This is a genomic window from Paenibacillus xylanexedens (assembly GCF_017874615.1).
GTDB classification, from domain to species: domain Bacteria; phylum Bacillota; class Bacilli; order Paenibacillales; family Paenibacillaceae; genus Paenibacillus; species Paenibacillus xylanexedens.
The window spans coordinates 39612-57594 of the sequence record NZ_JAGIKV010000030.1 but is presented as its reverse complement, the minus strand read 5'-3'; the positions used below and the strand labels follow the sequence as shown (position 1 = coordinate 57594).

Sequence of the window (17983 nt, the reverse complement as noted above, 5' to 3'; positions counted from 1 at the left end):
ACTGGTTCATGGTATTAACCTTTGACACCACCTGCAGTTACTCCTTCTATAATTTTCTCCTGGAGTATAGCGTAGATCACAAGTACAGGTACAACGCTGTATACAATACCTGCTGACATCTGTGCATAGTTCATCTGATATTGATCCCGAAACTGGACCATGCCCACTGGCAGCGTACGCAATTTATCGGTGGATAAAAAATAGTTGGCGAGCAAAAATTCGTTCCAGTTGCCGAGGAAATTAACAATAAAAACCGTAACAATGGCTGGAACTGTAAGAGGTATCACTATTTTAGCAAAGATACCCGGGGCCCTCAAGCCGTCCATGACCGCCGCTTCCTCAATCTCCCCAGGCAGAGAACGCATAAAAGCTGCCAGGATAATAATTGTAAAGGGGATCGCATTGGCCACATAGGGCACGATCAATGCCAGATGTGTATCCAATATGCCCATTTTGCGAACAAGCAGATAAATAGGCAGCATAAGTGCATTGTTAGGAATAAGCATACCCGCCAGAATCAGGCTGTACAGAAACAGACTCCATCTCCGGTGTCTCATCCGGGTTACCGCAAAAGCAAACATGGCACCGAGCGCAATCGTACACGCCGATGATAAAATCGAAATGTACAGGCTGTTCCAGAAATACGTGCCAATCTTGGCATTCACCCAGGCCTCCACGTAATTGTTAAACTCCCATGTTGTAGGCAAACCGAATGGATTCAGGGCGATTTCATTGTTATCCTGCTTGAAGGAAGAGAAAATTACAAATAAAAAGGGAAACAAAATCGCGATTAAATACAACATTAACAACACATGAGGTATACTGCTTCTTATGCTTTTTGCCATCAATATTCCACCTTCTCGCCCCGCCTCGCCACCAGCAGTTGATACACCGCAGTGAGCACAAGCGTCAGAGCAAAGATCAGCACTGCAATGGTATTGCCATAACCATATTTGAAGTTGGTAATCGCATATTTGATCATGTATGTCGCCAGAACCTCGGTGGACCCAGCGGGCCCACCTTTGGTCATGACAATCACGATGTCGGCTGCTTTCATGGCACCTGCAATGGACAACATGATCACCACTGAAATGATCGGCCGGATCAGCGGCAACGTAATTCGCATTGCACGTTGTACTGCCGTTGCCCCATCAATTGCAGCCGCTTCATCCAGATCACGGGGAATCGCCAGTATGGCCGCCAACACCATGACAATGTAAAATCCCGTCCACTGCCAGGCGTTGGTCACCAAGATCGACAACATGGCAAATCGGTTATCCGATAACCAGTAGATTGGATCGATGCCCAGCACATGAAGTATTTTGTTTAATAGTCCGATATTCGGTTCATAGATGAATCCCCATAAAATACCGATAACGGCTGTCGACATGATGGATGGTAAAAAAACAGCGGTTTTATACAGACCTTTCAGCCTTTTCACATTGGCAATCAGAAGTGAAAACAGGACGATCAGGGGTACTTGAATCAGTACCGAAAATCCGATGAAAAAGCCGTTATTCCGTGTGGAAATCCAAAAACGTTCATCGGTCAGTGCCTTCACATAATTGGATAAACCCACAAAACGTGGCTCAGCCGATACCCCATTCCAACTCGTCAGACTGTAATACAGGGAGCTACCAATAGGGTATAGAAAGAACATTACAAACAGAATTAGGGCTGGCATTACAAACAACGTATAGATTAACGGGCTGCGGAGTGAAGTATTCATGGTCAGCCTCCTTCAGTCACTTCAACGATCGCAGTTTCAACTTGAATTGGTTTATTCCACTGAGGCGTTTGCTTCCTCTTGCACCTTTTGCAACTCTTCTGCCATTTTCTCTGGGGTGGTCTGCCCACCAATCAACTTCTGGATTTGCAGATTACTAATTTCTGTCGTCACATCGGCCTGAACGAGTGCATCAAATGCCGGGAACGACGTCTTGGACGCATTAAGCACAGCCACAATTTCTTTCATCAGATCATCGGTAATGCTATCGGTCAGCACTTTCTCGTCCAGCTTCATGGCAGGCAACACACCATCTTCCACAAGGCCGCGGATCTGCATATCTTCATTGTAGAAATTTTTGATAAAAGCTTTCACTGCGTCCAGCTTCTGCGGGTCATCCGCAACTGCTGCCGAGAATCCGTATCCATTGTTCACATCACGCATCAAAGACGTCTGATCTCCTGCTCCGTTCTCTACCGGAGGCATATTGAAGAATCCAACCTTGCCAATGAGCGATTCACCGCTCTGACCTTCCTTAAATACAGATGATTTCCATGTTCCGTCATACATCAACACCGCTTCTCCGCTCGTAAATTGCGTGGTATATTCGGCATACTCAAAGCCCAGTTCACCTTTTTTGAAATAACCCTTATCCACCCATTCCTTATGTTTGGCAAAACCTTGCACAACACCCGGATCGGTCCACTTCGCTTCACCTGTTGCAAACTTTGCGGTGATCTCTGGTCCGGCATACCGGGACCACAGGTGGTTGGTTAACATAAGCGGTACCCAGCCCGCCTTAGATGCGGAAGCAAGCGGCACTTTGCCATCGGCCTTGATCTCTGCCAGTATATTGTCCAGTTCAGCCATGGTCGTTGGGGCTTTCCATCCTTTTTGTTCGAAGTACTCTTTATTATAGAAAAAACCTTCGCCCGAACCGCCAATCGGCAGTCCATATACTTTGCCTTCATACGTAAATGGCTCAAGCGATGTAAACTGGTCCTGAATGCCCAGCTCTTGCAGGATTGGGGTCAGATCAAGCAGCATACCTTCCTTGGCATAAACTTTGGAATCCGGGCTACCGAACAGTTCAAATATATCCGGCGGGTTGCCTGCCGCCATCTCTCCGCGAAGCTTTTCCTTACGATTCACATCGGATTCGACGCCATCCAGCGTAAAGGTCAGATTGGGTATCTCTCCCTCAACTTTGTCCACAACATCCTGCAGAATGGCCAGTCTTTTCTGTTTGTCGGCTCCCACCTGCGTGTGGCGGAGAAGCATTTCAACCGGTTCCTTACTTGTTTCCTCCACAGGTGTATTGCCTGCGCCTTGCTGTGGCTCGTTACTTGAGCTTGCACATCCCGCCAAAGTCCATGAAGTGATAAGCAATAATGAAAGTAGTAATGTCATTCTTTTTTTCATCTGGTTGACCCTCCTCAAGATATTGAGCATTTGGCTTTACACTCTGATTATAAAAAGCCGGAGCTTACATCGTAAGGATGACAATTCATCAATGGAGGGATAAAATCCTTCACTGGACCCATAATATTACATTTACAATGGATAACAGCAAAAAAACAGCCCCTGCGAAACATGTTCGCAAGGACTGCTTGGTTGATTATTTTTATTATATATAAAGGTCAGATTACTTACCTGAACAAGCCACGCCAGCCGTTTCCTGGCGACCTTGTTCGATCAGGCGATACGCCCGCTCCACTTCTTCTTCACTTGGTGAAGGAACTCCATCCAGTGGATATACTTTACCGAGCGCCTCCCATTTGTAGATCCCCATCTGATGGTATGGAAGAATTTCGAACTTCTCGACACCATTTAATGTTCCAATAAACCGTCCGAGGTTAAGCAGATCCTCTTCCTCGTTATGAATGCCAGGAACATACACGTGGCGTATCCACATTTTCCGACCTTGATCCGATAACCACTTGGCCGTTTTCAACGTTCTCTCGTTGGATTTGCCTGTCAGCTTGATATGTTTCGCGTCATCAATATGCTTGAGGTCCAGCAGAACCAGGTCTGTGTGATCCAACAGATCGTGAATCCGTTCCGGTTCGTTAAACCCGTTGCTATCCAGTGTCGTATGCAATCCCCAGCGCCGCTTCACTTCCTTGAAGATTTCGGCTACAAAGTGAGCCTGTAACGTTGGTTCTCCACCAGATATCGTGAGCCCGCCTCCGGAGCTGCGGTAGTAAGACAGGTAAGGCTCAATTTCAGCCAGTACCTCCTCAAGCGTCATTTCTTTTCCGCCATCCAGCGCCCATGTATCAGGGTTGTGGCAATACTGACACTTCAGTAGACATCCTTGCATAAAAAGCACAAAGCGGATGCCTGGGCCGTCAACCGTCCCGAAAGTTTCGAGTGAATGAATATGTCCGTTAACCATGCTGCCTCTTCCTTTCTGTATCCGCATCCGCTGTGCGTTTAATATGATTTGGAATGCCTAGCTCTAGCGGTCTTCTACTTGCAAATTATTTACATCGAACCATGGAACGTACGGTTGATGACATCCAACTGTTGTTCACGAGTCAATTTAATGAAGTTAACGGCATATCCGGATACCCGTATAGTCAGTTGTGGATAGTTTTCCGGGTGATCCATCGCATCAATCAGTTGCTGACGATCAAATACGTTAACGTTCAGGTGATGAGCGTTTTGACCGAAGTAACCATCCATCATCGCAGTCAGATTGGATTTACGTGTAGTCTCCTCTTTACCCAATGCTTTTGGCACGATGGAGAAGGTATTGGAAATCCCGTCAAGACTGTGTTCATAAGGCAATTTGGCTACCGAGCCAAGGGATGCCAGTGCACCTTTTTTGTCACGACCATGCATTGGGTTTGCACCTGGAGCAAATGGTTCACCTGCTTTACGACCATCCGGTGTAGTCCCTGTTTTTTTACCATATACCACGTTGGAAGTGATCGTCAGAACGGATTGTGTTGGAACTGCGTTACGGTAAGCTTTGTGCTTGCGAATCATGCCCATGAAGTTCTCGACCAGTTCAACAGCAATGCTGTCTACGCTGTCTTCATTGTTACCGTAACAAGGGAAGTCTCCTTCGATTTCGAAATCAACAGCGATGCCTTGTTCGTTACGAATTGGTTTTACTTTGGCATATTTAATTGCACTCAGTGAATCTGCTGTAACCGACAGACCAGCGATACCACAAGCCATCGTACGTACAATATCACGGTCATGTAATGCCATTTCGATACGCTCATAGCTGTATTTATCGTGCATGTAGTGAATGACGTTGAGGGTGTTCATATACAGCTTAGCCAGCCACTCCATCATTGGTTTGAAGCGTTTCATAACCTCATTGTAATCCAGCACTTCGCTAGTGATGGCAGGATACTCAGGTCCAACTTGTGCTCCGGATTTCTCGTCACGACCACCGTTGATCGCATACAGGAGAGCTTTTGCCAGGTTGGCACGAGCGCCGAAGAATTGCATTTGTTTCCCGATCTTCATAGCCGACACACAGCAAGCAATACCGTAATCGTCACCGTAGATTGGACGCATCAGATCATCATTTTCATACTGGATTGAGCTGGTTTCGATGGATACTTTACTGCAATAATCTTTGAAAGCTTCTGGAAGTTTCGTGGACCAGAGAACAGTCAAGTTCGGTTCTGGTGCAGGACCCAAGTTGTGCAGTGTATGCAGGAACCGGAAGCTGTTTTTGGTTACACGTGTTTCACCATTCACGGACATACCACCGATGGACTCAGTCACCCATGTTGGATCTCCACTGAACAGTTCGTTGTAATCCGGTGTACGCAGGAATTTGACAATCCGCAGTTTCATTACAAAATGGTCAACCAATTCCTGAGCCTGTTCTTCGGACAGAATCCCTTCTTGCAGGTCACGTTCAATGTAGATATCCAGGAAAGAAGATACACGTCCCAGTGACATCGCAGCACCGTTCTGTTCTTTGATCGCAGCGAGATAACCGAAGTACAACCATTGGAACGCTTCTTTTGCTGTTGTCGCTGGCAAGGACATATCGAACCCGTGCATATCGCCCAATTGTTTCAATTCTTGCAATGCACGAATCTGTTCAGACAATTCTTCCCGCAGACGAATGACATCTTCATCAATAACATCAACTTCGAGTGCATTCAGTTCACCTTTTTTGTTACGAATCAGGAAGTCTACCCCGTACAAAGCTACACGACGATAGTCACCGATGATCCGGCCACGGCCGTAAGCATCTGGCAGACCTGTAATAATTCCTGCTTTACGCGCTGCACGCATGTCGGAAGTATAAGCATCGAATACACCCTGGTTGTGTGTTTTGCGAATGTTTGTAAATATATCAATGACGCCCTGTGGCATTTCAAAGCCATATGCCTCACATGCGTCAATCATCATGCGAATTCCGCCTGTTGGTTGAATGGAACGTTTGAACGGAGCATCGGTCTGAACGCCGACAATCTGCTCTTTGGATTGATCCAGATAACCGGGTTGGTGAGAAACAATAGTTCCTGGTGTGTTCACATCAACATCAAGGACACCGCCATTATCCCGTTCTTTTTTGGTCAGATCAGATACGATCTCCCACAATTCTTTGGTATTCTGAGTTGCACCTGCGAGAAATGCTTCGTCGCCGTAATACGGAGACAAGTTGTGTGCCAGAAAATCATTCACATCTACGGATTTGGTCCATGTTCCTTTGGTAAAGTTTCTCCAACCTGTTTGTTGTTTGACATCTTTTTCAATCACCGACATCGTAATCCCTCCACTAATTTGGATTTCTGGACACATAACATCTTGCTTCATTCGTAGCATTGTGTGCCCAGAGCCGCGCTTAATGTGAATTGTTTCACATAAACCGGAACATGTTCTCTCTACTTGGGAACCGGAACCGCGGGATGAATGTTTTTCTTACATTTTCAGTATACGACTTGGGGCTTTCATCATCTGTGATTTTTGTCACAAAGCCAGTGAACTAACTCACTCCACCTGCGCTGTGTCCTATTGAACCCTATTTAGTTTCACACTTAGCCACTGCGCGGGCAGAACAACTTCCGATCGCTGTTATCCCCGGATTTTTTCAATTTTATATGTCAAAGGGGAAAATCCGGGGATAAAGGCGAACGCTCCGCTTCTTCAGTTTTTTCTGCCCTCTCCGTTATTGTGTGAACATCTGGCTCAAACAGCCACCTCACGGATTCCGTGTAACCTCTATAAAACCCTTTGCTCCTCTATGCTCGGAGCAAATCAAATCTTAGATTAAATCCTGAAAAACAGGTGCTTCGCTCTTCTGTTTTTCTGCCCACTCCGTTATTGTGTGAACATCTGGCTCAAACGGCCACATCACGGATTCCGTGTAACCTCTATAGAACCCTTTGCTCCTCTATGCTCGGAGCATACCAAATCTTAGAATAAACCCTGAAAAACAGATGCTTTGCTCTTCTGTTTCTCTGCCCTCTTCTTTATTGTGTGAAAGACGGCAATCGGGGCTCCCCTCTCGGGGAACCCTGATCTTCTTGCCGTAAGGCACGCTTCGTTCTAAATTTGTTATTCAAACTTTCCGTAGAAAGCGTTGCGGTATACATCAGCCAGTTCAGTTACCAGCGGCAACTTCGGATTGGCAGTTGTACATTGGTCTTCGAAGGCACGGTCTGCCAGATAATCTACATGTGCTTCAAAGTCTTTTGCATCAAATCCAATTTCCTGGAACGATTCTTCAATGCCCAAGATTTTGTTCAGGTTACGGATGGCATTGATAAGACTGGTTACCCCTTCTTCTGTCGTGCGAGCAGGCAATCCCAAGATGCGGGCGATTTCGGCATATCGCTCATCCGCTACAAAGTGTGAATATTTCGGGAACGATGCAAATTTGGTCGGTTTTTTTGCGTTGTAACGAATAACGTGCGGCATCAGGATTGCATTGGTGCGTCCGTGTGCGGTGTGATACTGACCGCCCCATTTGTGCGCCAAGCTGTGGTTAATGCCCAGGAATGCATTGGCAAACGCCATACCTGCAATCGTGGAAGCATTATGCATTTTTTCACGTGCCAGTTTATCGCCTTGCAGCGCAGATTGCTCCAGGTATTGGAACACCAGTTGGATTGCTTTGATCGCAAGTCCATCCGTGTAATCATTCGCCATGACAGACACATAAGCTTCAATCGCATGCGTCAATACGTCCATACCTGTATCGGCAACCGCTGTTTTAGGCAGGGAGTATACAAACTCCGGATCGACAATCGCTACGTCTGGTGTCAGCTCATAATCGGCCAATGGATATTTGGTGTTACCTTGATTTTTATCTGTGATAACCGCGAACGATGTCACTTCAGAACCTGTACCGGATGTGGTTGGGATCGCTACAAATTTCGCTTTTACGCCGAGACGTGGATATTTGTAGATCCGTTTGCGGATATCCATGAATTTCTGTTTCAGATCGTTAAAGTCCGTGTCCGGATACTCATAGAACAACCACATGGCTTTGGCAGCATCCATCGGTGATCCACCACCGAGTGCGATAATGCAGTCCGGTTGGAAGCGGCGCATCATTTCTGTTCCGCGATCTACCGTCGTTGTGGACGGATCGGGCTCTACATCGGAGAATACTTCGATCGCTACCGGCATTTGACGTTGACGCAGATAGTGTTCTACCTTTTCAACATATCCAAGCTTCACCATCATGGCATCCGTAATAATTGCCACACGTGTGATGTCAGGCATTTTGGCAAGATACTGTGTTGCCCCTTTTTCGAAGTAGACTTTGTTCGGCACTTTGAACCATTGCATATTCACGGTACGGCGAGCCACCCTTTTCACATTGATTAAGTTCACAGCGGTTACGTTGGAAGAAGTCGAGTTACGTCCGTATGATCCGCATCCCAGTGTCAACGACGGCATGTTTGTGTTGTAGATATCCCCGATGGCACCGTGTGTGGATGGTGAGTTCACAATAATCCGTCCTGTTTGCAGACGATCTGCGAATTTGCCGATCACTTCTTCATTTGTTGAGTGGATAACCGAGGAGTGACCCATGCCGCCAAAAGCAACCACTTCTGCTGCACGTTCAATTCCCTCTGCTGCCGTTTTAACTTTGTAACAAGCCAGCACCGGGCTTAATTTCTCAGCCGACAATGGGAATTTTGTACCTACTCCTTCAATCTCGGCCACGAGAATTTTGGTGCCTGCTGGAACTTCAATACCGCACAATTTTGCAATGCTTACCGCAGATTGACCAACAATCGCCGGGTTCACCGCACATTTCTCGGCATTAATCGCACCTGCTGTCAATTTTGCTGCTTCATCTTTGTTAACAAAGTAACAGCCATTTGCGATCATTTTTTTCTTCACTTGATCAAAGATCGGTTCTTCAATGATGACCGCTTGCTCGGAAGCACAGATCATGCCGTTATCGAAAGACTTGGACAGGATCAAATCCGTCACTGCCTGATTGATATCCGCGCTTTTCTCGATAAAGCAAGGAACGTTACCCGGTCCTACGCCCAGTGCAGGTTTACCACAGCTGTACGCTGCACGTACCATGCCTGATCCGCCTGTTGCCAGAATGAGAGCCACATCATTGTGATTCATCAGTTCGTTTGTACGATCCATGGAAGGATCATCAATCCACTGAATACAATCCGCTGGTGCACCATGTTTCACAGCCGCTTCCAGTAGGATTTTAGCAGCTTCCCGGCTACAATTCTGTGCAGATGGGTGGAAACCAAAGATGATCGGGTTACGCGTCTTGATGGAAATCAATGCTTTAAACATCGTCGTTGATGTTGGGTTCGTGACGGGTGTAATACCCATGATGATGCCGACCGGCTCCGCAATTTTCTGGAAGCTTTCATACTCGTTATCTTCAATCACACCTACGGTTTTATCATACTTGATGCTGTGGTACACATATTCTGTTGCAAATATATTTTTGGTGATTTTATCCTCATACACTCCGCGGCCTGTTTCTTCTACGGCCATCTTGGCGAGCATCATGTGTTTATCCAGACCCGCAAGCGCCATCGCTTGCACAATCCGGTCAATCTGCTTCTGGTCCATCTTCATGAATGCGGCGTGTGCTTTATTCGCTTTGTCGATTAACGTTTGAATATACTGACCTGCTGTCGGTTCTTTTGCTGGGGCGACTTCGTTCTTTACAGCCATCTCCCTCATCCTCCTAAAGGTTCGTATTAGTTTGTCTCTCTCGTTTACATTCACATCGTAACATGACAATAAACTTAATTATGTGATTTTTTTCACAAAGTATAACAAATTTAATTTAAGTTTTGTAGTGTCCTTCATACGACCATTTTCACTTCCTATTTAAAATATAGGGCTGTAAAATTCATCCTCTCCATCGAAAGTGAATTTTATCACAATGTTTGAAATTTCGTCATTTTTGCCCCCTTTCCTTCCCCCTCAAACGGTAAGATTAGGTATATACTGAACTTAAAAATTGAACCACCGCAATTTGTACCGTCCTTCCTCCCGGCCGAGATGACCCTGATCAGGACGGCAACGGTTTGCGGCGAACCTCGGAGGCTACTGCTTACTACAGAAGGTCGTCCGATGGACATAAAGGGGAGATAGACTTATGAGAGAACTAACAACTGTACTGGAAAAGCGCGGTAATACTAACTGTTTCTCGGAAGCAAATTTCAACCATCTGCTGGTTACCATGAAAGATAGAACCTATCCGGAAGGTACACATCTGTACTGGGAAGGCGACATCTCTGACAAACTTTATTATATGAAACGGGGCCGTGCCCAGATCACCAAATCCACGGATGAAGGCAAGGAACTGATCATGTACATGTATCAATCCGGTGATATGATTGGGCAGGCTGATCCCTTCTTTGGCTCTAAACACAGCTTCTCAGCGGAAGTATTGGAGGACAGTGAGATCGGTGTACTGGAGCATAAAGACCTGGAGATGTTAATCTGCCAGCATTGTGACTTCGCGATCGATTTTATGAAATGGATGGGCATCCACCACCGGTTGACACAGACCAAATTCCGGGATCTCATGTTATATGGCAAACCGGGTGCACTTTGCTCCACCCTCATTCGGTTGTCGAATTCGTATGGTGAGCCTCATGGAGAGCATGTCATTATTCACAAAAAAATTACCCACACGGACCTGTCCAATATGATTGGAGCCACTCGTGAAAGTGTAAACCGCATGTTAAGCGACCTACGTAAGAAAGATGGGATTGAATATGACAATGGCATGATTGTCATCAAAGATCTGAAGATGCTGCAAGGGATCTGTCACTGTGAGCTTTGCCCGAACGAGATCTGTCGTATTTAATATTTGACTATGCTAATCGGAAATTGCTTATATATATTTAATGAAAAAAAGCCCAGTTCTCTAAAAAGAGATTGGGCTTCTTGGTATACTTAGGATGCATTGGTCAATTCAAGCTTTACCGCATCACGTGGATTCAATTTCATGTCCAGACCATTTTCCATTAATTCTTTGTCATTCACCATAATGACCCACCGCTCATTCATACGAGGCGTGACATTCTCGACCGAAACGACAAATTTGTTATTCTCCGACATTCTTACAATGCCGCTGGACTTCAACACATCACGAACTGTGCACTCCTGAACGTAGACGCCGGCATATTGACGATTAAGGGTTGGCATAATGTTTCCACCGCTAACCTTGAGTAACGTTGTCTGATATGCAACGCCATCCCCCCCACTGTCAGCGGCTTTCACGTAAATGATCACTTCATCTTTGGCATGAAGCTCCATGTCCCAATCTTCCTGTTCAATATCCTTGCCGTTTAATTTGACAGCCCAGCTCAGCGAAGAATCCAGAGAAACTTCACCCACGGATTGAATCCGCTTGCCATCTGCCGTAAAATCAACCAGTCCGCTATTGAGTAATGCTTTTTTGAGTGTCAAACCCTCACTAAAATCTCGCTTAATGGACTTTGTTGCATCAGGCAAAAACGTACTGCCATCTACAGCCACTGTGATTGTATTCGCTGTTTCTGTCTCTTTGACAATTGGCTGCTCAGAAGGCTGTGTCTCACTACAACCAGCCAAGATCGCCAGTAGGAGCAAACATACACCTATGTAACCGGGGATTTTCTTCATCATGTAGGTAACACCACCCTGCGTAAAATCATTCACCCTGTTGTCCATAACCTCTATTATGGCACAACTTTCGGCAAAAAAAAGTGTCAAAGCCGTTACTTTTATAGGGTACCGCCTCCAAATAAGGCTTGTACAAGAAAGAGAGCCTGCACACAGGCTCTCCAATCTATATCATTTTTATGTTCTCATTGGTTACGTTATCATTGGACACTAGCCTGCATGTATGTCCGTCCTCCATCTCCATCTTTCAGATATGGATTAAGCCCGAAGAACTGCTCCTCAGATACATATACACCTGTCAGCAATCGCCCTTCAAGCAATCCACCATCCACCTGTACGCAAAATGTAGGTGCATCTACATACTCCTGATACAACGGAATCTGACCATATTGTTGATGTACCTTGAATACCTTGCCTTGCTCATGCAAAGGCCGTTCCGAGAAATAGGTAGGCACAATATAACGGGCAATGACATCCAGTTCCTGCACGCTATAAAAGGGTTCATCACCAAGCCATGGTGCAAACATTCGAATCTTCTCATATTGAGACCAGACAACCGCCTGAATCAGCATTTCTGCCTGAACCAATCGACCTTCTCCCACATCCAGAACCAATTGCTTTCCATGGATTGTTTCTTCCATCTGAGACATCGTTGAATCAGGTTGTCCCAGCTCACATCCGATACACTTCCAGCCCCTGGACGTTTGAATCCATTTTTGCAGCACCGCCGGAGCTAATTTCGGACCATCGCTGTTCACAGAATGCGTATTCACTTCGGCAAAATCATCTTTAACCGAACGCGAATATGCTGTGCGCTTAAACAACTCCGCAGCTTTTTTGTAGATTAGATGTACCTGAATGGATGCGCTCTCAAGTTCCGCAATATCTTTTTTGCCGTAGCGTACTTTACGGGATAAGCTTTCTTCTCTCATGACAAGTGGGCCTCCTTCGCTCCGGCCGTCTGTGGCCATTTTCTATAGATTATACTACAACTCATGACAACATGTGCATAGCCCAAGAGAAAAACGCCGATCAACATAATACTTAAGACAAAAACCCCTGATTTCCACGGAAATCAGGAGTCTATGTCACTCATGCAACGAAAGTGGGTGATGCTTATGCGTTAGTCAACCCACTGCTCAGCCCAGTCTTGAATTTGATTCATGACAGGCTGGAGCGCTCTACCTTTATCCGTCAGTTCATATTCAATACGAACTGGCGTCTCGGGATAGACGTGACGAACCAGAATACCTTCACTCTCCAGATCTTTCATCCGTTCGGATAACATCTTATCACTCATGGATGGAATCAGATTGGAGATATCCTTGAATCGCTTCGAACCACTCATCAATGTTTGAATAATTAAACCATTCCAGCGCTTGCCCAAAAAAGAAAACGCCGTCTCAAAACGCGGACACATCCGCAAGTCTTGACCTTCCACATTAATCACCTCTTTAGAGATCACTCAAATCAACTTACATTTTGTTAGTATATTTCATAATAACATATTTAAGCTTCAAAGAAAACGCCTGCAACTAAAAAGTTTAAATTTTAGAAGCATATCATCCAAAATGGATCATACATCCCAGTATACATTACACGCTACGTCGTCACCATGGGAAATATCGTATAACTTCGCCATAGTACTATCTTACCCAAAAAGAACCCAGCTGCCACAGTCATCAATGACTCGGAGAAGGGTTCTTTTTGAATAAAACTTATAATTTCCATTACACGATTGAGTTAGTGAATTAGACCAGCACGCCACCAAATGGTCTTACAGGTTCGCTCTTGCCAAATTCCGGCTTAAAGCTGCGGGCAGGATATGCCCATTTCACAGCATTGCTGATCACTCTTAATATTTCCGGTTTGTAATAGGTCGGATACGTCTCATGACCTGGTCGGAAATAAAAGATTTTACCTTCACCACGCCGGAACGTACATCCGCTCCGGAATACTTCCCCACCCTGGAAGTTGCTCACAAACACCAGTTCATCCGGTACTGGAATATCGAAGAATTCACCGTACATCTCTTCTTTTTCCAATACAATCTTGCCTTCGATGCCATCCGCAATCGGATGAGATGGGTTAACACACCATACAATTTCCTGCTCGTCAGCTACACGCCACTTCAGATCGCAGCTTGTTCCCATCAGCGCTTTGAATGGTTTGGAGAAATGACCTGAATGGAGCACAATCATCCCCATGCCGTTCAGCACTCGCTGCGCAACCTTCTGTGAGATCTCATCGCTTACGCGATCATGTGCCATATGTCCCCACCATATGAGCACATCTGTGGAATTCAGCACTTCATCACTTAATCCGTGTTCAGGCTGATCCAGTGTAGCTGTACGAATAGCAAAGCCTTCGCCGCCAAGTCCGTCAGCCAGTGCTCGATGCAGACCATCCGGGTAGACTTCCCTTACTTCATCGTGAATTTTCTCATGGACAAATTCATTCCAAATGGTGACGTTGATCATATTCAATTTCCCCCTAGTGTAGCTCTAAACCCACCACATGTCGCCCAGCGGTTCTTCGATCAATACTTGCTGGAGATTTTGCACGGCTTTAGAGAATCCTTCTTCAACCGACATCAGACCGTCTTCGTGCTCAATACTTACTACATAATCATATCCGACCAGACGCAAGGCACTCATAATATCTGCCCAAGTCTTGTTATCATGTCCATAACCAACCGAGCGGAACTGCCAAGCACGATCCAGCATATTGGTATAGTCCTGCATATCCGTTACACCGTGTTTGTTCACGTTTACCGGATCAATTGTTGTATCTTTTGCATGGAAGTGATGGATGGCTCCTTCACGTCCCAAGATGTGAATTGCCTGAACCGGATCAATACCTTGCCACCACATGTGACTTGGGTCCAGATTGGCTCCGATCACTTCACCTGCTGCTTCACGCAATCTCAGCAAGGTAGCTGGAGTATGAACGGAGAATCCACCGTGCAGCTCCAATCCAACTTTTACGTTACGATCTGCTGCAAATTTACCCCACTCTGTCCAGTAAGGGATCACTTTGTTCTCCCACTGCCACTTCAGGATCTCCTGGAAGTCATTTGGCCATGGTGCAACAGGCCAGTTCGGATATTTAGCATCCTCATGGTCTCCCGGACAACCGGAGAATGTATTCACTACAGGTACTTCCAGCTTCTCAGCCAGTTCTACCGATTTAACAAAATCATCGTGAAATCCTTTGGCAATATCCTTTTGCGGATGTAGCGGGTTACCGTGACAGCTGAGTGCACTGATCGTCAAACCGCGTGATTCCACTGCATTTTTGAAGTTTTTCAATGCTGTAGGATTGCTTAACAACTCATCTGGCTTACAATGTGCATTGCCTGGATGTCCGCCTGTTCCGATCTCTACTGCTTTTAATCCCTTGGATGCTACATAATCCAGAGCATCCTCCAATTTACGTCCTCCGAATAGTACCAAAAATACGCCGAGTTTCAAGTGCGATTCCTCCCTGGATTAGATATCGTATGATTGCTGAATTCATGAATATTGAACTGTATACCATTACCGTTCAGATCACATGCCTGTTTGATTAGTGTGGAAAATCGAGAGTGTTTCTATCCTGAAATTGAACGTAAGAATACTGGTTATTCTGCTTCACTCGTAAGAGCATCAAGCTTCGAACACTTATTACTCAGACTAGTGGGATTCCACGGTTTCAATCTCAGTTTGAACTGTGCGAGTTACTGCAAAAGAATCATAGCTGCTCTCCAGATGTATGTGCTTGCCTTCGAGTGAAGAACGCTGGAATGAATGCATGGCTTCCAGAACGTGATAAGCAAGCTTGCCACTGGCTTTGTGTTCCCGTCCGGCACGAATGGATTCAACCATTTCGGTTACGCCGATGCCTCGTTCGTTTTGTCCACTTTCGAAGACTGGTTTGACCGTCTCCCAAGTGTCTTGACCGTATCTGCGAACCTTCACTTCCCCGTTAAAATAATTGGGGTCCGGTACACTAAGCGTACCTTCTGTACCATAGATTTCAATACGTGGCAGATCCGAAGCTCCGCGAATATCGAAACTGGTAATCATGGTTGCAATGGCACCTTCTGCAAAATCAATGGTTCCTGCCAAGTGGGTAGGCGTCTCTACTTGCAGCGCTGTACCTTCCTTTGGCCCAGAGCCAATCTTGCGATCTGCAATCTGTATCCCTGCCGAGGCACTGATTCTGCGAATCGATCCAAGCAGCGTAATCAGAGCGGTCAGGTAGTAGGGTCCCATATCAAACATCGGTCCGCCACCTGCGACATAAAAGAACTCCGGATTAGGATGCCAAGCTTCTGGTCCTCCACCCATAAAGAATGAAGTCGCTGCAACCGGCTTGCCAATGAGCCCATCCTCAATGGCTTTACGAGCTGTCTGTATGCCTGAACCAAGGAAGGTATCCGGTGCAGAACCAACATACAATCCCTTTTCCTCAGCCAACTCAACAACCTTGCGACCATCCTCAAGAGAAATTGCCAGCGGCTTCTCGGCATACACATGTTTGCCTGCTTCGAGTGCAGCCAGATCGGTCATGGCGTGACTTCCAGGAACCGTAAGGTTCAACACAAGTTCAATTTCGTTATTTTGCAGCAACTCATCTACATTGTAAACGTTTGCGATATTAAATTCATCTGCCCGTTCCTGAGCGCGTTCACGAATCAAATCCGCAACAGCCACGACTTCAATGACCGGGTTGTTTTTGAGATTTTCCAAGTAGATGGCGCTGATGTTACCACACCCGATGATGCCTGCTTTCATTTTCTCCACTGTGATGTTCATCTCCTTACGCATGGTGAAAATCTGCGTTTGAATGGTTGAGATACATATGTTTTGTTGGATGTTTCCTGTTCCTTAAATCTAATACTATGGTATTCCGTTTCAGCTTCAATTAAAATGAATAATATGATTGAAACATGAACTATCTGGTCATAATTTTCAAATTGCAAGGAGTATGCCCATGCCGACAGACCAAACCTGCCAAGTTCTTACAGCAGGCTTTTCATTTCATCGTAAACCCTACGCTATGGTGCAGCCTGAAGGGGTGAAGAACTACCTGTTAAGACTGCAAACAGACGGACGTTGCCGTGCACGCATAGACGGGGACATGTCCCTGGTGGATGCGGGCGATCTGCTTCTTTTTGATCCTGACGAACCCTATGAGCTGAGAATAGACAATGAAACCAATCCGATGGGAGAACGACTGGTGGAGAGTGGCGACTATCACATCTTCTTTAATGGTTCCTGGGTGGATGAGTGGTGGAAACGTCACACACGGCCGACCCGAATTAAAGTCGAACTGACGGAAAGCCTCTTGGTCCTGTTTCGACAGCTCGTACTGGAGCAACGCCGCATCTCCAATCCTTATCCGGAAATTTCAAGTTATTATATGCGGATTTTATGTCTCGAAGTGGATCGTCTACTCTCGGAGCATCCGACGATAACCAATACCAATTACGTGGCTTATGAGATCAAAAACTACATTGAAGAAAACGCTTCCTCTTTATTCAAGCTCGATGATGTGGCAACACATATTGGCATCAGTGTCTCACGGGGTGTTCATCTCTTCAAAGAAGCGTTTGGCAAAAGCATCATGCAATACACGCTTGACGTAAGGCTGAATATGGCCAGGGAACGGATTATTTTCAGTCCAATGACCCTGGAGCAAGTGTCTGAGTCTTCCGGCTTTAACAACTACACCTATTTTCATCGGGTATTCCGTTCCCGGTTCGGCATGTCCCCGAAGGAATTCCGCGTCATTCACCGGGAACAGATGTAATCATACCAGTATACGTAAGTTGAACTTATTTGCGCGCGGCTATGGCCTCGGATACAACCATCGCCAGATCTTCATTTCCAAACATGGACAACACGCCAAGTACCGTATCATCCGGGATCTCACCGGCTTCCTCCTTGGATACAATCAGCTTCTGCACCTGCTGCAAACGCTCGTTGCTCTGCTGATTCGGGTAGGCTTGCCGGTACATCTCTTCCGGGTCCAAACCATTATTGACACACCACTGGGCAAATACGAGGATCATCATCTCTTCTTCCTGTTTATAGGTTTCTACAACAGCTTCCTCGATCTGTTTATTACGTTCCTTTTCATATTCATCCATGACTTGTATTCCTCCGTATGTGT

The 17983-nt window shown here is 45.9% G+C and carries 15 protein-coding genes; 2 read left to right on the top strand and 13 right to left on the bottom strand.

Features of this window, described 5'->3' with window-relative positions:
• Positions 1-14: 14 nt before the first annotated feature.
• From J2Z28_RS27430 to adhE, 6 genes are all read right to left on the bottom strand, one after another.
• Positions 15-845 (bottom strand): carbohydrate ABC transporter permease, encoded by an 831-nt coding sequence (locus tag J2Z28_RS27430; protein WP_211085312.1) that lies wholly within the window; start codon positions 843-845, stop codon positions 15-17.
• Positions 845-1729 carry a carbohydrate ABC transporter permease gene (locus J2Z28_RS27425; protein ID WP_211085311.1) on the bottom strand — a complete coding sequence of 295 codons (885 nt, stop codon included), beginning with the start codon at positions 1727-1729 and terminating at the stop codon, positions 845-847. The genes J2Z28_RS27430 and J2Z28_RS27425 overlap by 1 nt, the downstream gene beginning before the upstream one ends.
• 51 nt (positions 1730-1780) lie before the next feature.
• On the bottom strand, positions 1781-3148 hold the full coding sequence (locus J2Z28_RS27420) for an ABC transporter substrate-binding protein (protein WP_211085310.1): 1368 nt from the start codon (positions 3146-3148) through the stop codon (positions 1781-1783).
• Positions 3149-3371: 223 nt separating this feature from the next.
• Positions 3372-4124: a pyruvate formate-lyase-activating protein gene (pflA, locus tag J2Z28_RS27415; RefSeq protein ID WP_211085309.1), complete on the bottom strand. Its 753-nt coding sequence runs from the start codon at positions 4122-4124 to the stop codon at positions 3372-3374.
• An 89-nt stretch (positions 4125-4213) separates the two neighbouring features.
• Positions 4214-6472, bottom strand: a complete 2259-nt coding sequence (pflB, locus tag J2Z28_RS27410; protein WP_211085308.1) for a formate C-acetyltransferase — start codon at positions 6470-6472, stop codon at positions 4214-4216.
• Between the two features lie 792 nt (positions 6473-7264).
• Positions 7265-9877 (bottom strand): bifunctional acetaldehyde-CoA/alcohol dehydrogenase, encoded by a 2613-nt coding sequence (gene adhE, locus J2Z28_RS27405; protein ID WP_211085307.1) that lies wholly within the window; start codon positions 9875-9877, stop codon positions 7265-7267.
• Between the two features lie 430 nt (positions 9878-10307).
• Between adhE and J2Z28_RS27400 the strand changes: the two genes are divergently transcribed.
• On the top strand, positions 10308-11024 hold the full coding sequence (locus tag J2Z28_RS27400; protein ID WP_036614443.1) for a Crp/Fnr family transcriptional regulator: 717 nt from the start codon (positions 10308-10310) through the stop codon (positions 11022-11024).
• An 89-nt stretch (positions 11025-11113) separates the two neighbouring features.
• On the opposite strand, the gene J2Z28_RS27395 is transcribed toward J2Z28_RS27400, so the two are convergent.
• The 6 genes from J2Z28_RS27395 to J2Z28_RS27370 form a co-directional block, all read right to left on the bottom strand.
• Entirely contained in the window at positions 11114-11827 is a 714-nt protein-coding gene (locus tag J2Z28_RS27395) for a hypothetical protein (RefSeq protein WP_017687552.1), read from the bottom strand.
• Positions 11828-12024: 197 nt separating this feature from the next.
• Positions 12025-12756 carry a hypothetical protein gene (locus J2Z28_RS27390; protein WP_053061615.1) on the bottom strand — a complete coding sequence of 244 codons (732 nt, stop codon included), beginning with the start codon at positions 12754-12756 and terminating at the stop codon, positions 12025-12027.
• Positions 12757-12947: 191 nt separating this feature from the next.
• Positions 12948-13244, bottom strand: coding sequence for a winged helix-turn-helix transcriptional regulator (locus tag J2Z28_RS27385; protein WP_074096966.1), 297 nt, complete (start codon positions 13242-13244; stop codon positions 12948-12950).
• A gap of 331 nt (positions 13245-13575) precedes the next feature.
• Positions 13576-14304 carry a ThuA domain-containing protein gene (locus J2Z28_RS27380; RefSeq protein WP_017687549.1) on the bottom strand — a complete coding sequence of 243 codons (729 nt, stop codon included), beginning with the start codon at positions 14302-14304 and terminating at the stop codon, positions 13576-13578.
• Between the two features lie 24 nt (positions 14305-14328).
• Positions 14329-15297: a sugar phosphate isomerase/epimerase family protein gene (locus J2Z28_RS27375; RefSeq protein ID WP_017687548.1), complete on the bottom strand. Its 969-nt coding sequence runs from the start codon at positions 15295-15297 to the stop codon at positions 14329-14331.
• Between the two features lie 201 nt (positions 15298-15498).
• A complete protein-coding gene (locus J2Z28_RS27370; RefSeq protein WP_211085306.1) occupies positions 15499-16611 on the bottom strand; it encodes a Gfo/Idh/MocA family protein in 1113 nt (370 codons plus the stop codon).
• Between the two features lie 190 nt (positions 16612-16801).
• On the opposite strand from J2Z28_RS27370, the gene J2Z28_RS27365 reads away from it, so the two are divergent.
• Positions 16802-17620: an AraC family transcriptional regulator gene (locus J2Z28_RS27365; protein WP_211085305.1), complete on the top strand. Its 819-nt coding sequence runs from the start codon at positions 16802-16804 to the stop codon at positions 17618-17620.
• A gap of 25 nt (positions 17621-17645) precedes the next feature.
• Here J2Z28_RS27365 and J2Z28_RS27360 read toward each other — a convergent pair whose 3' ends face one another.
• Positions 17646-17960, bottom strand: coding sequence for a hypothetical protein (locus tag J2Z28_RS27360; protein WP_036614451.1), 315 nt, complete (start codon positions 17958-17960; stop codon positions 17646-17648).
• Positions 17961-17983 lie beyond the last annotated feature (23 nt).

Coding starts and splice junctions, on each gene's coding strand:
- J2Z28_RS27430 (WP_211085312.1), bottom strand. CDS start 845: ATGGCAAAAAGCATAAGAAGCAGTATACCTCATGTGTTGTTAATGTTG.
- J2Z28_RS27425 (WP_211085311.1), bottom strand. CDS start 1,729: ATGAATACTTCACTCCGCAGCCCGTTAATCTATACGTTGTTTGTAATG.
- J2Z28_RS27420 (WP_211085310.1), bottom strand. CDS start 3,148: ATGAAAAAAAGAATGACATTACTACTTTCATTATTGCTTATCACTTCA.
- pflA (WP_211085309.1), bottom strand. CDS start 4,124: ATGGTTAACGGACATATTCATTCACTCGAAACTTTCGGGACGGTTGAC.
- pflB (WP_211085308.1), bottom strand. CDS start 6,472: ATGTCGGTGATTGAAAAAGATGTCAAACAACAAACAGGTTGGAGAAAC.
- adhE (WP_211085307.1), bottom strand. CDS start 9,877: ATGGCTGTAAAGAACGAAGTCGCCCCAGCAAAAGAACCGACAGCAGGT.
- J2Z28_RS27400 (WP_036614443.1), top strand. CDS start 10,308: ATGAGAGAACTAACAACTGTACTGGAAAAGCGCGGTAATACTAACTGT.
- J2Z28_RS27395 (WP_017687552.1), bottom strand. CDS start 11,827: ATGATGAAGAAAATCCCCGGTTACATAGGTGTATGTTTGCTCCTACTG.
- J2Z28_RS27390 (WP_053061615.1), bottom strand. CDS start 12,756: ATGAGAGAAGAAAGCTTATCCCGTAAAGTACGCTACGGCAAAAAAGAT.
- J2Z28_RS27385 (WP_074096966.1), bottom strand. CDS start 13,244: ATGTGTCCGCGTTTTGAGACGGCGTTTTCTTTTTTGGGCAAGCGCTGG.
- J2Z28_RS27380 (WP_017687549.1), bottom strand. CDS start 14,304: ATGATCAACGTCACCATTTGGAATGAATTTGTCCATGAGAAAATTCAC.
- J2Z28_RS27365 (WP_211085305.1), top strand. CDS start 16,802: ATGCCGACAGACCAAACCTGCCAAGTTCTTACAGCAGGCTTTTCATTT.
- J2Z28_RS27360 (WP_036614451.1), bottom strand. CDS start 17,960: ATGGATGAATATGAAAAGGAACGTAATAAACAGATCGAGGAAGCTGTT.